Below are 13,883 nucleotides of genomic sequence, written 5' to 3'. Positions count from 1 at the left end.
GACAACCACCGACAAAAACGGCCCACTTGTGACAGGTGAAACCAAAGTGCTGCAAGGGATTACAGAAGTTGCCGACGGATTAGTAGCTGCGCCGAGGAAGGCCCGGTCTCCTAGCTATCGCTCCACGACGGGCTGGCGGTCAGCGCGTCGACGCCGTCCTCGGTGATGTGGACGGTGTCCCGGCGGAACACCGCACCGACGCCGCGCTGCCACACATATCCCGTGAGCGCCAGCACCATCCCGGCATCGAGGCGGTCGTGTTCGCATGCGGCCAAAAGCGTTTCGGATACTACCGGCGGGTCGAAGCCCAGCCCCAGACCGTGCGCTATCGGCATCGGCGGTATCGGTTCCCCGGCGGCCTGGTAGGCGGCAAGCAGGTCGCGGATCGACGCGCCCGGACGACAGGCGCTAACCATCTTGTCGTACAACGTATTCGAGCGTCCGAACAGCCCCCGCGCCTCGGCGCCGTCGCCAACCGGCCAGGTTCGGCCCACCTCCGCGACATAGCCATTGGCCAGCGCCCCGGCGGCGAACGCGACGAGGTCACCCGGCCCGGCCTCGGCCGCGCCGCGATGCCACGGCCGTTGCCGCGAGGTCACCCACGCGGCGTCCTGGGTGGCCGGCGTGCTCACCCCGCCGGCGGCCATAGCCTCCATCATGGCCCCGGCCAGCGTCTGCTCCGAGACGCCCGGCGCCAATTCGGTTAGGGCCGTGGCGAGTCCGTGCTCGGCGATGCGCAGCGCGGCGGTCATCGCGGCAATCTCGTCGGCGGTCTTGATACGCCGCGCCGCGCGCAGGGCGGGCTCGGCGTCGACCAGCTCGGCATGGGGGAACGCGCCGGGCAGCAGCGCGGCGAACGTCGGCGTGATCGCGTCGGTCCCGACCCGCCGTGCGGTGTCGGCGCCGTCGACCTTCTTCAGCACGTCGATCAGGGTCAACGGATTCCACGCCAACCCGTAGAGATGATCGTGGTCGATTTCCTCCGGCACCCCTTCGTCGTCGGTGCTGTTGAGGTAGATTGCCCCGGTCGCGCGCACCACAACGCACATCGGGCCGAACGGGCGCGTCCCGGCGATCCACAGCTGCGGCGCCCCGGTGACATAGCGGATATTGGCCTGCCGGCCGAGCACCAGGATGTCCAGGCCGTGTTCGTCCATCTGGGCCAGCGCGCGTTCCCGCCGTCCGGATCGCAATGCCCAGTCGTCGGGCAGAACCTCAGTCGCCATAGGGCGAATAGGGGTAGTCGGTGATCGGCACATAGCCGTCCTCGGTGATCACCACGATCTCCTCACTGCGATAGCCTCCGGTGCCGTCCTCCCACATGACGGGCTCCAACACCAGCACCATGCCGGGCGGGAAGACGAAGTTGTCGTCGAACGCCTCGCCGAGATCGGTGCCGATCATCGGCGCCTCGGCCGGGTAGGTGCCGATGCCGTGCCCCAGATAGAAATGCGGCAACCACGGCTTGCGGCCACCGTTGGCGGCGATCGCCGCGCGCGCCAAATCACCGGACGTCACACCGGCTTTGGTCACGGCGAGGACGGCGTCCAGGACAGTTCGCCACTGCCGGAACTGATCCTGCTGTTCACCGGTGGGCTGCTGGCCCACGACCCAGGTTCGACCGAAGTCGGAGCAGTACCCGTGGTAGGTGATGCTGATGTCGGTCCACAGCACGTCGCCGGCGGCCAGTTGGCGCTCGGTCGGCAGCAGCGGCAGTGCCAGATCCCCGTGCGTCGTCCACACGCCCTCTGCCCGTGAGCTCGGCATGACCTGCCAGATGGCCTCCAGCATGTTGGTGGTGGCCCCGAGTTCGAAGGCGCGACGCACGAAGGTGGCCGACAAGTCGATCTGCCGCACACAGGGTCTCAGCGCCTGTTGCACGTCGACGATGGCCTCTTCGGTGATGCGGGCCGCCCGGCGCAGACAGGACAGCTCGTCGCGGGTCTTGACCAGTTGCGCGGCGCCGAGCACGATCGCCGCGTCCGTCGGCGGGCCCGCGGGGAACAACTTGGTCGCTGCCCGGCGCATCGCCCCGGTGAGCTCGTCGACGGCGATACTCGCTCCAGGCGGGACCAGGCCGGCCAGCTGCCGCGCGAAATCCTCGACCCCGTGGTCGAATTCGAGGTACGCCGGGTCGTGCAGATGATCGTCGGGCACCGGTGCATCCGCCGAGGCTCCGCTGCGCAACGGCATGAACAGGTGCGGGTGCACATCATCGGCGAGCACCACCGCGACCGGGCGTTCCACGTGCGACAGGCCCGCGTCCAGCAGCGGCCAACTGGCGCCCGTCGCGTACCCGACGTGGCCGTTCATCAGCAGGATCAGCGCGTCGACGCCGTGCTCGGCCATCGCCGAGCGCAACCGCGCCCCCACCTCGGTGCGCATCCGGGCCCAGTCCGGCTCGTCGGGGATATCGAGGACCCTGTCGCGGCCAGCGATAGCAGTCATGCCGAGATCCCCAGCAAATTCTTGATGTTGCCGCCAACCACTGCAACGCTTTTCAGCGAGGCCAGGCCGAATCCCAGCCCGCTGTTGGCCCCGGTGACAATCGCCAGCTTGCCGGACAGATCCGGCACGGTCAGGGGGAGATCCGGCTTCACCATGTCACGGGCAGCTCGTAGACGCCGTAGGCCAGCGTGTCGTGTTTGAACGGAAGATCTTCGACCGGCACGGCAAGTCGCAACGTCGGCACCCGGCGCAGCAGTGTGGGCAGCACGATCTGTAATTCCATGCGCGCCAACTGCTGTCCGACACATTGATGGCGGCCATAGCCGAAACCGACGTGCGCGCCGTCGTCCCGGGTGAGGTCGAGTCGACCGGGATCGGGGAACTGCCGGGCATCCCAGTTCGCCGGCGCAACATCAAGAATGATGCCTTCGCCGGCCCGTATCGTTTCACCACCCACCTCGATGTCCTCGACGGCGATGCGGCGCTGACCGGTCTGGATGATGCTGAGATAGCGCATGAGTTCCTCGATCGCCGTGGCGATCACCTTCGGATCCTTTGTCTGGCAGAGCAACTGCCGCTGGTCCTGGTGCTCGAGTAACGCCGCGATGCTCAGGCTGATCATGTTCGCGGTGGTCTCGTGACCGGCGATCAGCACACCGAGGGCGAGCTGGGTCGCCTCGCGCACGCTGAGTTCTTCGGCGTTGACCCGCTCCGCCAGATCGGACACCAGATCCTCGGCGGGGTTTTCCATCCGCGCGCGAATCAGCTTGGCGATGTACTTCGCCAGCGAAGCGGCGCCGTGCGCGGTGTCCTCTTCGGTCGCATACCGCCCGGTGCCCCGCTGAGCTTGCTCCTGAAAGAAATCCGCGTCTTCGTAGGGCACACCCAACAGTTCGCTGATGACCAGGGATGGCACCGGCAACGCGAGCGTGCCCACGACGTCGCCCGGCTTGGGTCCGGCCAGTAAGGCGTCGATCCGCTCGTCGGCGATCTTCTGTACCGCAGGGCGCAATCCCTCAACACGCCTGAACGTGAAGGGTTTTGACAACATCCGCCGGTAGCGGGTGTGCTCTTCGGCGTCGGAGGTGAATACCGAGCGGGGCCGTTTGTGCACGGTTGCCAGCATCCCCTTGTTCCAGTGCGGATACCCGGGCAGCCGGTCGTCGACGCTGGTGCGCGAATCGGTGAACAGCGTCCGGATCGCCTCGTAACCGTGGATCAACCAGGGAGTGCTGCCGTCCCAGATTCGGACCCTGCTGAGCTGCCGGCTCGTGTTGAGCGCCAACGAGTCTGGGGGAGGAGCGAACGGGCAGGCCGGATCCCGCGTCATGGGGAAGTCGGGGATTTCGGTGGCGGCATCGGTCGCGATGTCGGTCATCGTGCTCCTCTTCGGTCTCGGGGTCGGTCTCCGGTCACGTCTCCGGTCACGTCTCCGGGCCGGCGTCGGGTCAGTTGCCCGCGGCGCTCACGTGCACCGGTGCTCGCCACAGCCCCACGATCGCGTCGATCAGCCCCTCGCCGGCAACCGGCCAGGCCGATCGTGCGCGCGGGCCGTGTTCGGCCAGGGCGCCTTCGTGCTCGGCGCAGGTGTGCATCAACAGGTTTCGGACCATGACGATGCGCTCGGAGCGCACCCGTCTGGGCAGCTCGGGCAGGCACCGGTTGATGCCCTCGACGGTCTGCACCAGCCTAGGCGACGTCAGCGCGTCCTTGGTGACGACGTGACGATAGGTGGGATCGGCCATCGCCTGGGCCGCGAACCGCGCGTACCAACTGGGGGTGCCCAGCGCGGCGAGGTGGTCGGTGAGCGGGCGCACCAATGTGCTCACCCAGTCCCGTAATTCGGTCGAGTCGCCGATCTCGCGCAACATCTGCGCGCGCAGTTCTTCGATCGGTTCGCGATGTTTGCTTTCGATCGCCCGCAGCAGCTCGGTCCGGGTGCCGAAGTGGTAGCACGCCGCCGCGTTGTTTCCCTGCCCGGCCGCCTCGCTGATCTGCCGGTTGGACACGGCATACATCCCGCGCTCGGCGAACAGCCATTCGGCGGCCGACAGAATCGCTTCGCGGGTCCCCGTCGACCGGTGGGAGCGCAGCGTCCGCTCGGCTTTCACCGCCTCAGTGAACACCGGCGCGCGGATTAAATCAAGCGGTTTATTTAAACCGATGCCGCAACGCCGCCGCTGCCGGCCCGGCTCGGACAATCAGTGACGGCCTTCGTTGACGTTGCGGCGGTACGCCATTCGCCGTACCCCGATCACCTGTCGTGAGAGGCAGTCGTATCCCCAGTGGCCGCGGCGACCCGCGGCGCGAGGTCAGCCGCCCAGGCCCTTCTTGACCGCGGCATCCTGCTTCTGGCCGACATCGCTGACGAAGTCCGGCGGCGGGAGCGTGTCGGCGGGGCCGTCGAATTCCAGCGTCACCAACACCTTGCCCTCGGTGAACAGCAGCACCGCAATGCCTTTGGAGTTGTCCGTGGAGTTTCCGGACACCATCGTCCCGTCCGTGCCGACCTTGACCGGGTCGGTGGCCGGGTGTTTGATGATGCCGCCCTGACCGGACTTCGCGACGTTCAACGCTGCTGTCGCCGCGCCAGGGTCGTCGTACACCTGGATCGTGTCCTTGATGACGTGGCTGTTGTCCTGGGTGCTGAAGACGACCGAGGCACCGGGTTGGCCGTTCGGGTCGCTCGTCGGCGGCGCGGCCGTGAAGGGCTCCGGCGCGTTGATGTCGCTGGCCGCAATCAGCCACGTCGTGTACTGGTTGGGCTGCGCCGGCGCCGAGGCGGCCGAGGACGAGGGAGCGCCAATGCCCGCACTGGTCGATGAGGTAGCCGACCCCGACTTGGTCGGCGCGGTCGTCTTGTTACCGCCGCATCCGGCGACCGCCAGTGCCAGCGCCGTGACGCCGACGACTCCCGCGACCACTGGTTGTGAAAGCCTCATCGCATCGTGCTCCTTTGGGCTCGGTCAGTCGACAGGGCCGGTTGCACCCCAAAGGCACAGTACAGTGCATGCGTCGCCGGGCCGCCCAGGCACCGCAGTTGCGAACTACTCCAGCTGGTCACGCAGGGATGTCAGGGTGTTGGCCAAGATTCGCGAGACCTGCATCTGCGATACCCCGATGCGCTCGGCGATCTGGCTCTGCGTCATCGATTCGAAGAATCGCATATGCAGAACCTCGCGCTCGCGCTCCGGAAGCGCGGCGATCAAGGCCCGCACCGCTTCCCGGTTGGTGATGTGGTCGATCTGGGGATCGACCCCGCCGACCGCGTCGGCCACCAGGCGCGTCTTGCCCGAGCTGTCGGCACCCACCGGCGCGTCCAGCGACTCGAGCTGGTAGGCGTCACCCGCGACGAGGCATTCGACGATCTCCTCGTGTGCGACGCCCAATTCCTCGGACAGCTCACGCGCCGTCGGGGCGCGGCCCAGCTTCTGAACCAAATCTGCTGTGGCCCGGCTGATTTGGACGTGAAGCTCGCGCAGTCGGCGCGGGACCCGCATGCCCCAGCTGTAGTCGCGGAAATGACGGCGAACCTCGCCCATCATGGTGGGAATCGCGAACCCGATGAAGCTCGGGCCTTTGTCCGGATCGAACCGATTGATGGCGTTCATCAACCCCAGGCGAGCGACTTGGGTCAGATCATCAAGACCCTCGCCGCGGCGCCCGAAGTGACGAGCCACATGGTCGGCCAGGGGCAGGCATCGGTTCACGATGCGCTCCCGCTGCCGGCGATATTCGTGCGATTCGGCCGGCATGGTGCGCAGCACCACGAACATCTCGACTACGTCGTCGTAGGAGTCGTCGTTGCGGGTGGACGCCGGACGGGCGGGCCTGGTTGGTGTGAGTACTTCGGTCATGTTGCTGAGTGCTCCCTCGCTGTTAGGGATTTTGCGAGAGGAACTGCGTACCAACGGTTTTGCATTGCGGCACTTCCTAACGAAGTCGCGTGCAGGGGTATCGCAGGCGTGCGCACGGCACTCCACTGCACCAGTCCGTCGACACGGATTGATCAAAGGCAGCGCACGCATCGCCGGAACGGGGCGGGCCGGATATGTGAAGAACGCCGGAGCCCTAACCCGACAGCCGTGCGGCTGACAGACCGCTTTTAGCTAAACGGCGACGTGTCCAGAACGGACTTAGCTTTGAATACTACGCGCATCAGCACGGATTGCACGATTGTTTTCTGGCAACCAGCTCCCGAGCAACCTCGCTCGGGCCGGAACTGCGCCGTCGGGAGCAAGCTGCGGATCGCCAGCAAACATAAATTGACGTCTGGGTCAAGGACGATGGCGGGACCCGAGATCCTCGTCTCGCGGTCCGCTGGGTACTGTTCGGCAGATGTGGGTGACCGGCGCCGGGCGGCCGCACCGATGAGCGGCCCGGCCGAGCTGCTGGCCGAGCGGGGCGCGGTCGTGACCGGGGGCAGCCGCGGGATCGGACGTGCGGTCGCCGAACTGCTCTGCCGCCACGGCGCCCGCGTGGTGGTCAACGGCCGGGACGCGGATGCGGTGGCCGAAACCGTGGCGGCGATCGGAGCGGCCGGCGGACGGGCCACCGGCGTGACCGGAGCAGCCGATGACGAACGCGTCGCGAAGCTGCTCGTGCAAACCTGCCTGGACGAGTTCGGACGCCTCGACACCTTGGTCAACTGCGCGGGCATCGCCGAACCCGCGGGCTCGTCGATCCTGGACATCTCGCCCGCCGACTTCGATCGGCTTATCGGGGCACACCTCGGCACCGTGTTTCACACCTGCCGCGTCGCGGCGCCCGTGCTGGTGGCGCAGGGGCACGGGGCGATCATCAACACGAGCTCGGTCGCCTTCCTCGGCGACTACGGCGGCACCGGCTACCCGGCCGGCAAGGGCGCCGTCAACGGTCTGACCCTGGCGATCGCCGCGGAGCTCAAAGCCAGCGGCGTCCGGGCCAATGTGGTGTGCCCGGGCGCGCGGACCCGGCTGTCCACCGGCACCGAGTACGAGAAACACATCGACGATCTGTACCGCCGTGGCCTGCTGGACGAGGTGGCCAGGCAAGCGTCGTTGGACAGCGCCCCGCCGGACTTCGTCGCCCCGCTGTACGCCTACCTCGCCAGCGACCTGGCGTGCGAGGTAACCGGTCAGATCCTGGTCGCGGCAGGCGGATTCGTCGGCCGCTTCGATCGGCCCACCCCGTCGCTCCTCGGCTATCGCGACCATCACGGCGGTCAGCCGTGGTCGGTCCAGGACCTGCACCGGATGATCGCCCCAAGTTGACCCGCCTGCGCTGGGCGTCCACCGGGCATCGACGGAAGCCTTGAACCGATCCGCGGGCGCCAACGTTTCCAGGAAAGTGACGACCGGAGCGAGGTGGCCGATCACCCAGCGGCCGAATGCCGCGATCGGGGGGGCGGATGGAACAACGTGAGCGGGTAGGCACCGGCGGTCGTATCAGCTGTTTACCGCCCATGCGGGCAGCCTCGGGTCGGCCGCTGCGGGTGTTGGTGGTGGGCGCCGGGGTCAGCGGGATCTCGGTGGCCCGGCGGTTGCTACGTGACGGGCACGACGTCGCCGTCTTCGATCAGCGCACCGACACGCGAGCCGGTGGTGGCGCCGTGACCATCTGGTCCAACGGCGAGACCGTGCTGCGGCAGCTGGGCGTCGACATGGGTGGGGCCGGTCAGCTGCTGTCCAGCGTTCGGGTGCGCACCTCAACGGGACGCCGGGTCGCCACCGTCGACGTGAGCGCCTTGGCGCACCGATTGGGCGCGCCGGTGCGAATGGTGCCTCGCCAGGTGCTGCTGGAACGGCTGATGGACGGATTTCCCGGGGAGGCCATCCGGCGCAATGCCCGCGCGACCCGAGTCATCACGATGCCCGACGGCGTGGCCGTCGGTTTCGACGACGGTGGGGTGGTGGAGGGAGACCTGCTGATCGGTGCCGACGGCCTGCATTCGGTGATCCGGGATGTGGTCGGTGCGCCGCCGGCCGAAGCAACCGGCTGGTGCAGCTGGCAGGGGCTGGTGAGCGTGCCGGAGATTGTCGAGCGAGACATCGCCTACATCGTCATCGGTGAGCGAGGGAACACCGGCGTGTGGCCCGCCGGCGGCGACCGGGTGCAGTGGTGGTTCGACTTGCCGTGGGCCCACGATTTCGTGCGGCCCGAACGACCGATCGAGGTGATCCGCTCCACCTTCTGCGGCTGGTCCGACGTGGTGGATCTGGTCTTGGACAGGCTCACCGACGCGGACCTGGCCCGCTCGCCCTACCCCCACTTCAGGCATCCGGTTCCCGGCGCGCTCAATGCGGGGCACGTGACGCTGCTCGGCGACGCCGCGCACACGATGCCACCGACCCTGGCGCAGGGCACCAATCAGGCCCTGCTCGACACGATGGTCCTGGGTGCGGCGCTTAACGAGGTTCGCGCCGACAGCGGCCGCACCGCGCTGTCCCGCGCGCTGCGCGGGTACGAGAAAACCCGGCGGCGACAGGTAGGTGCGGTGTCCCGGATGGCGTCGCTGCAAGTCTCCCACGCCGAATCGGTGTTGCGGCCCGCGGCGTTGCTGCCGGATCGGGTGCATACCTGGGCACTGACTCATTTCGTGCGGATGACCAGCCACCCCGGCATCGCCGCACAGGTCGGTCGCGACCTCGCGGCGGCAAGCCCGGTCGGGGCGTGACGGCAGTGATTACGCCCACGCCCACGCCCACGACCAAAAGCGCAGTCGCCGAATCGCCCACGAGGACCGACACCGTGCGAGTCAGATGCTACGACGACGCGCCGTCACGCTGGCTCTGGTTGCTCAAATGGTGTGTCCTGGCCGTGCCGCACTATCCCATCCTGATCCTGCTCTACCTGGTCTATCCGCCGATGACGTTGATTGCGGGCATCGCAATCCTTCTCACCGGGCGTTACCCGCGGTTGATCTTCGATTTCAACGTCGGCGTGTTGCGTTGGTCGTGGCGGGTGATGAATTACCGGTTCCCGATGAACAGCACTGACAGGTACCCGCCCTTCACGCTGGCCGCCCGGCCCGACTACCCGGGGGACCTCGAGATCGCATATCCCGAGCGGTTATCGCGGTGGGCCGTGCTGGTGAAATGGTGGCTGCTGGGATTGCCGCAGATCGTGCTGTGCTGGGCGATGGAGCCGCTGTTGCAGGTGCTCACCGTGATCGCCGCGGCTGCGTTGTTGGCCACCGGGTCGATGCCGCGGGGCATGTTCGATCTGCTGGTCGGCATCTGTCGATGGCGCTACCGAGTCGCGGCATATGTATCGTTGATGTGTGACGAATATCCGCCTTTCCGGATGGACTTAGGTGGCCGTTAAGCGCGTTAATCCGTTATTTCCCTTGGTATATCGGTTCGGCCAGCCGCTGTTCGACCGGCTGTTCTACAACCGGTACCGCCGCGGCGCGCTTGCCCACGCCAGGGGCCGGCTGCTGATGGTGGGGCTTGGTCCGGGCACCGACCTGAAATTCGTGCCGCCCGCGGTGAGTTCGGTCGCCGCGGTGGAGCCGGTGGCGGCGTTTCGGCAGGCGGCGTCTCGCCTCGCACTCCGGCACGGCATCACGGCCGACATCGTGGAGGGCACCGGCGAGTCAATACCCTTCGCGGACAACAGTTTCGATTCCGTCCATATTGGGCTGGTGCTGTGTTCGGTCGACGACGTCGCCGCGACGCTGCGGGAGATCCGCCGCGTCCTGGTGCCGGGGGGCAGGCTGGTCGTTCTCGAGCATGTCCGGGGTGAGGGCGCGACCGGGCGGTTGCAGGATCTGATCGCCAAACCGTGGTCCTGGTTGGCGGCCGGGTGTGAACCCAACCGCCGCACAATCGATTCCATCGCCGCGGCCGGATTCGACACCAGCGGACTGCACCGGCTCGCGCGCACCCCGGTGCCGTTCCCCTGCAAACCTCACCTGCAGGGCTTCGCCACGCTGATCGACGAGTGATCGACTAACCGCTACTCGACGCCGACCGCTTCGATGATGTTCAGTCCCGCCGCCCGCCGTGCCGGCGGCACCGAGCCCAGCATGCTGATGACCAATGCGCCCAGGGTGAACGCCAGCGACATCCAGCTCGGCCGGAAGGTGACTTGGAAATTCATCATGTCGGCGCTGACCAAGCTGAACAGCCACTGGTCGGCGCAACCGAACGCCAGGCCCAAAAGCCCGCCCACGACACCGATTCCGGCCGCCTCGGCCAGCACCATCCGCAGCGTGAATCGGCGGCTGGATCCCATCGCGCGCAGCACCCCGATCTCGCGCCGGCGCTCGAGCACGGACAGCGTCAAGGTGTTGAGCAGCGCGACCGCGGCCACCAACATCACGATGATCCACACGGCGTTGGCGATGAACATGCTTTGGTGCATGGGTGCTTCCAGCCCCGCCAGCTCGGCGCGACCGTCGAACACGTAATTCGGCGCGGGCACGGCGCCGCGGATATCGCCGAGCAATCGATGCGGATCGACGCCCGGCGCGGCAGCGATCTGCAGGCTGGTCGCCACCGGGCGATCGAACCAGGACCGCAACTGATCCAGGCTCATCCCGACGGTGCCGATGACCGTGGAGAAGTAGGGGACCAGAGCCAGCACCGTGGCCTGCCGCACGCCGTGCGGGGTCTGCATGCGCAACGGATCGCCGACCCGGACGTGCAGCGTCTTGCCCAGATTCTGGGTGAGTACGACTCCGCGTCCGGCGAGCACCGCCTCGCGCTCCTGGTGGTCCAGCGCCCGGTACAAAGGATCGGCAGTGGTGGCCGCGAACCCGTCGAGCATCACCCGGGTGCCGCCGACTTCCGCAAACCCGAAGGCGCCCTCGGTGACCCGGGCGACATCGGGCAGCGCCGCGAGTTTCTCCGAAAGTCCTTGCGGCAGCGCGTCGGTGGGGTAGGTATCCGGGGGACTCGCGCTGACCCACACCGGGCTGTCGGTCACCGGGGCGAAGATGGCGCGGGCGGAGCGGATCATGTCGGTGTTGGTGCCGGTGATCGTGACGGTCGTGACGACCGCGATGACCACCGTCATGACCGTCGCCCAGACCCGTCGCGGGGCGCGCTCGATGGTGGCCGCGGCCAGCGCACCCGCGGTGCCGAAGATCCGGGAGGTTGCGGCTGCGGCGCCGACGATGGGCATGGCCAGGGCGAAGCCGAGCGTCACCTCCGCGGCGAAGACGGCCGACATCGCCACGAACGCCAGCACGCCGCGCTGGTAGAGCACGACGACGATGGCCGCCGCGAACACCAGTACCGCGCTCACCCCACACGCGATGCGCAGCCAGCGCGGCACCCGATCGGCCACCGACACCCCGACGGGCGCCAAGGCCTCGATGGGCGCCACCTTGTACACCTGCCGCGCGGCCATGGCCGAGGCCACCACGCTGGTGAGGGTGGTGGTGACCAGCGCGATCGGTATCGCGTAGCCGGGCAGCCAGTATTCGATCCGGGCCTCCAGGCCCTGCGTCAGGGCCGCGGGGAGCCGGCCAATCGCCAAGCGGCCCAGCCCGATTCCGAGTGCCGACCCGATTCCGCCGCCGATCACGCCGAGAATTGCCGCCTCGGCCAGCATGTCGCGGACGATCGTGGCGCGCCGCCCCCCGATGGCGCGCAGCAGGGAGATGACCGGGCGCCGCTGCGTGATCGCCATGGTCATCGTGGTGTAGATCAGGAAGGCGCCGACCATCAGGGCGACCATCGCGCCCATCAGCGCCATGTAGTTCATCAGCTTGACGCCGTCGCCGGCGCGCGTGGCGCGCATACTCGGGTCGGCCACGATGGCGCGTCCGTTCACCGCCGCGTTGACCGCTGCGCGGACCTGCTGTAGCTCGGCGCCGGGTTTGACGGTGATCAGAATGGAATCCAGCTGACCCTGCCTGCCGGTGACGTTCTGCGCCAACGCAAGTGGCGCCAGCACATAATGCCCGCCGTTGAGGGCCGACACATCCTTACCCGTGAGCACCTCGGTCACCGTGACCGAGCCCGAGCCGAGTTGGAAGGTCTCACCTTTGCGGCGGCCCACCCCGGGGCCCACCTGAACGCCATTGGCGGGCCCGGACGGATTGGCCAGCTGAGCGGCCGGGTCTTTCGCGTCGCCCTTCAGGGCGCCCTTGAGCGCACCGCCCAATGCCGAGAGGCGCTGGTCGGCACCGAACAACAACACCGGTCCCGACGGCGTCGACGCGGATGTCCGGATCATCGGCGCGGCCGTCGCCACCCCGGGCACCGCGGCGACGTCGGCGGCGATGCTGTCCGGGAAGCCGGCGTCGGTGATGCCCGACACCTCCAGCGAGGCGATCCCGGCGATCCCGTCGCTGAGCCGATTGACCGACCCGGTGATCGAACCGAAGATGCCGAACACGGCGACCAAATACATTGCGGAGACGGCCATTACCGCCATCGACGCGAACGTGCGCCGCCGGTGCACGGCGAGTTCGCGGAGGCTGAACAGCCGCAACCGGCTTGCCGTGGCGGCGATGGACGAACCGGTGCTCACACCAAGGCCGCCGCTCGCTCGTTGGACACCACCCGGCCGTCCTGCATCATGATCACCCGGTCGGTCGCTTCGGCCGCTTCCGGGTTGTGTGTCACCATCACCACCAACCGGCCCCGACCGGCCTCGTGCGCGACCTCACCCAGCAGCGCCAAGATCGAGGCGCCCGTGACGGAGTCGAGGTTGCCGGTCGGTTCGTCGGCCAGGATCAGCGGCGGGTCCATCATCAGCGCGCGCGCCACAGCGACCCGCTGCATCTGGCCGCCCGACAGCTCCGCCGGGCGGTGCTCGGTGCGGTGCCCCAACCCGACCCGCTCCAGCAGCCGGATGGCATCCGGCTTGGCCTTACCCAGCCGAACCCCGTCCAGCAGCTTGGGTACCGCGACGTTCTCCCACGCCGACAGCGTCGGCAGCAGATTGAAGAACTGGAAGACGAACCCCACGCGTTGATGCCGGAAACGTGACTGCTGTTCGTCATTGAGCTGGCTGATCTCGTCGCCGTCGAATTCGATCGACCCGGAATCCGGGGTGTCCAGCGCGCCGAGCAAGTGCAGCATCGTGCTCTTGCCCGCACCCGACGGTCCGACCATCGACACGAACTGCCCGCCCTCGAGCTCGAGGCTGATCCCGTCGAGTGCGCGCACGGTTTGTCCGCCGATTTGGTACTCGCGCACCACGTCGCGCATTTCGATGGTCAGCAGTTTGTGCTTTGGACCAACGTTGGTGCCGGCTCGTCTGAACATGACCCTCCCGCGAGTCCCCATCTCATCGGCGCATGGCTACCACTCACCGTGCCGGGCGCCCAAAGCGCCGTTATCGGTTATCACGAGACCAAAACGTGATCGGTTCATCGGAAGCCACCCGGACCGCGGGGCCAGCAACACCCGGCGGGCGCGTAGCTACCCGCCGCACAACCGCGCGGGGGGAGCACGGGCGGCGTGAACCGGCCGCGCTGCCCGGGCCGTTCGACGCCC

12 protein-coding genes and 1 pseudogene are annotated in these 13,883 nt (G+C 67.8%); 4 read left to right on the top strand and 9 right to left on the bottom strand.

Translation table 11 applies throughout. The features are described 5' to 3' along the window. Positions 1–110 precede the first annotated feature (110 nt). The 7 genes and pseudogenes from AWC25_RS17025 to AWC25_RS17000 form a co-directional block, all read right to left on the bottom strand. Positions 111–1,226, bottom strand: a complete 1,116-nt coding sequence (locus AWC25_RS17025) for a M24 family metallopeptidase (protein ID WP_085167139.1) — start codon at positions 1,224–1,226, stop codon at positions 111–113. Beyond that, positions 1,216–2,448, bottom strand: a complete 1,233-nt coding sequence (locus AWC25_RS17020; protein WP_085167138.1) for a M24 family metallopeptidase — start codon at positions 2,446–2,448, stop codon at positions 1,216–1,218. The genes AWC25_RS17025 and AWC25_RS17020 overlap by 11 nt, the downstream gene beginning before the upstream one ends. A 41-nt stretch (positions 2,449–2,489) precedes the next feature. After that, positions 2,490–2,603: pseudogene (locus AWC25_RS26625) on the bottom strand (short chain dehydrogenase); the annotation flags it as partial. Next, positions 2,597–3,826 (bottom strand): cytochrome P450, encoded by a 1,230-nt coding sequence (locus tag AWC25_RS17015; RefSeq protein ID WP_085167137.1) that lies wholly within the window; start codon positions 3,824–3,826, stop codon positions 2,597–2,599. The pseudogene AWC25_RS26625 and the gene AWC25_RS17015, both read right to left, overlap by 7 nt. Positions 3,827–3,896: 70 nt before the next feature. Beyond that, positions 3,897–4,574, bottom strand: a complete 678-nt coding sequence (locus tag AWC25_RS17010; protein ID WP_069401713.1) for a TetR/AcrR family transcriptional regulator — start codon at positions 4,572–4,574, stop codon at positions 3,897–3,899. Between the two features lie 186 nt (positions 4,575–4,760). Further along, positions 4,761–5,390 carry a hypothetical protein gene (locus AWC25_RS17005; protein WP_069401714.1) on the bottom strand — a complete coding sequence of 210 codons (630 nt, stop codon included), beginning with the start codon at positions 5,388–5,390 and terminating at the stop codon, positions 4,761–4,763. Positions 5,391–5,495: 105 nt separating this feature from the next. Further along, entirely contained in the window at positions 5,496–6,305 is an 810-nt protein-coding gene (locus AWC25_RS17000; protein WP_069401715.1) for a SigB/SigF/SigG family RNA polymerase sigma factor, read from the bottom strand. A 513-nt stretch (positions 6,306–6,818) separates the two neighbouring features. Between AWC25_RS17000 and AWC25_RS16995 the strand changes: the two genes are divergently transcribed. The 4 genes from AWC25_RS16995 to AWC25_RS16980 all read left to right on the top strand — a co-directional run bounded on the left by AWC25_RS16995 (position 6,819) and on the right by AWC25_RS16980 (position 10,375). Then, complete coding sequence (locus tag AWC25_RS16995) at positions 6,819–7,700, top strand: SDR family NAD(P)-dependent oxidoreductase (protein ID WP_069401754.1); 882 nt, start codon at positions 6,819–6,821, stop codon at positions 7,698–7,700. Between the two features lie 191 nt (positions 7,701–7,891). Further along, the gene (locus AWC25_RS16990; RefSeq protein ID WP_069401716.1) at positions 7,892–9,103 is read left to right on the top strand and encodes an FAD-dependent oxidoreductase; all 1,212 of its coding nucleotides are present in this window, start codon (positions 7,892–7,894) and stop codon (positions 9,101–9,103) included. A 74-nt stretch (positions 9,104–9,177) separates the two neighbouring features. Continuing rightward, entirely contained in the window at positions 9,178–9,753 is a 576-nt protein-coding gene (locus AWC25_RS16985; RefSeq protein WP_069401755.1) for a DUF4389 domain-containing protein, read from the top strand. Further along, on the top strand, positions 9,743–10,375 hold the full coding sequence (locus AWC25_RS16980) for a class I SAM-dependent methyltransferase (protein WP_069401717.1): 633 nt from the start codon (positions 9,743–9,745) through the stop codon (positions 10,373–10,375). Before AWC25_RS16985 ends, AWC25_RS16980 begins: the two co-directional genes overlap by 11 nt. A gap of 11 nt (positions 10,376–10,386) precedes the next feature. Here the strand turns inward: AWC25_RS16980 and AWC25_RS16975 are convergent, their stop codons facing one another. Together AWC25_RS16975 and AWC25_RS16970 are read right to left on the bottom strand one after the other, a co-directional pair. Continuing rightward, positions 10,387–12,912, bottom strand: a complete 2,526-nt coding sequence (locus AWC25_RS16975) for an ABC transporter permease (protein WP_069401718.1) — start codon at positions 12,910–12,912, stop codon at positions 10,387–10,389. Then, a complete protein-coding gene (locus AWC25_RS16970; RefSeq protein ID WP_372513591.1) occupies positions 12,909–13,595 on the bottom strand; it encodes an ABC transporter ATP-binding protein in 687 nt (228 codons plus the stop codon). Before AWC25_RS16970 ends, AWC25_RS16975 begins: the two co-directional genes overlap by 4 nt. Between the last annotated feature and the right edge of the window lie 288 nt (positions 13,596–13,883).

Source organism: Mycobacterium sherrisii, assembly GCF_002102355.1.
GTDB classification, from domain to species: domain Bacteria; phylum Actinomycetota; class Actinomycetes; order Mycobacteriales; family Mycobacteriaceae; genus Mycobacterium; species Mycobacterium sherrisii.
The sequence above is the reverse complement of the archived record's forward strand: the minus strand, read 5'-3'. Positions and strand labels throughout refer to the sequence as shown.

Coding starts and splice junctions, on each gene's coding strand:
- AWC25_RS17025 (WP_085167139.1), bottom strand. CDS start 1,226: ATGGCGACTGAGGTTCTGCCCGACGACTGGGCATTGCGATCCGGACGG.
- AWC25_RS17020 (WP_085167138.1), bottom strand. CDS start 2,448: ATGACTGCTATCGCTGGCCGCGACAGGGTCCTCGATATCCCCGACGAG.
- AWC25_RS17015 (WP_085167137.1), bottom strand. CDS start 3,826: ATGACCGACATCGCGACCGATGCCGCCACCGAAATCCCCGACTTCCCC.
- AWC25_RS17005 (WP_069401714.1), bottom strand. CDS start 5,390: ATGAGGCTTTCACAACCAGTGGTCGCGGGAGTCGTCGGCGTCACGGCG.
- AWC25_RS17000 (WP_069401715.1), bottom strand. CDS start 6,305: ATGACCGAAGTACTCACACCAACCAGGCCCGCCCGTCCGGCGTCCACC.
- AWC25_RS16995 (WP_069401754.1), top strand. CDS start 6,819: ATGAGCGGCCCGGCCGAGCTGCTGGCCGAGCGGGGCGCGGTCGTGACC.
- AWC25_RS16990 (WP_069401716.1), top strand. CDS start 7,892: ATGCGGGCAGCCTCGGGTCGGCCGCTGCGGGTGTTGGTGGTGGGCGCC.
- AWC25_RS16970 (WP_372513591.1), bottom strand. CDS start 13,595: ATGCGCGACGTGGTGCGCGAGTACCAAATCGGCGGACAAACCGTGCGC.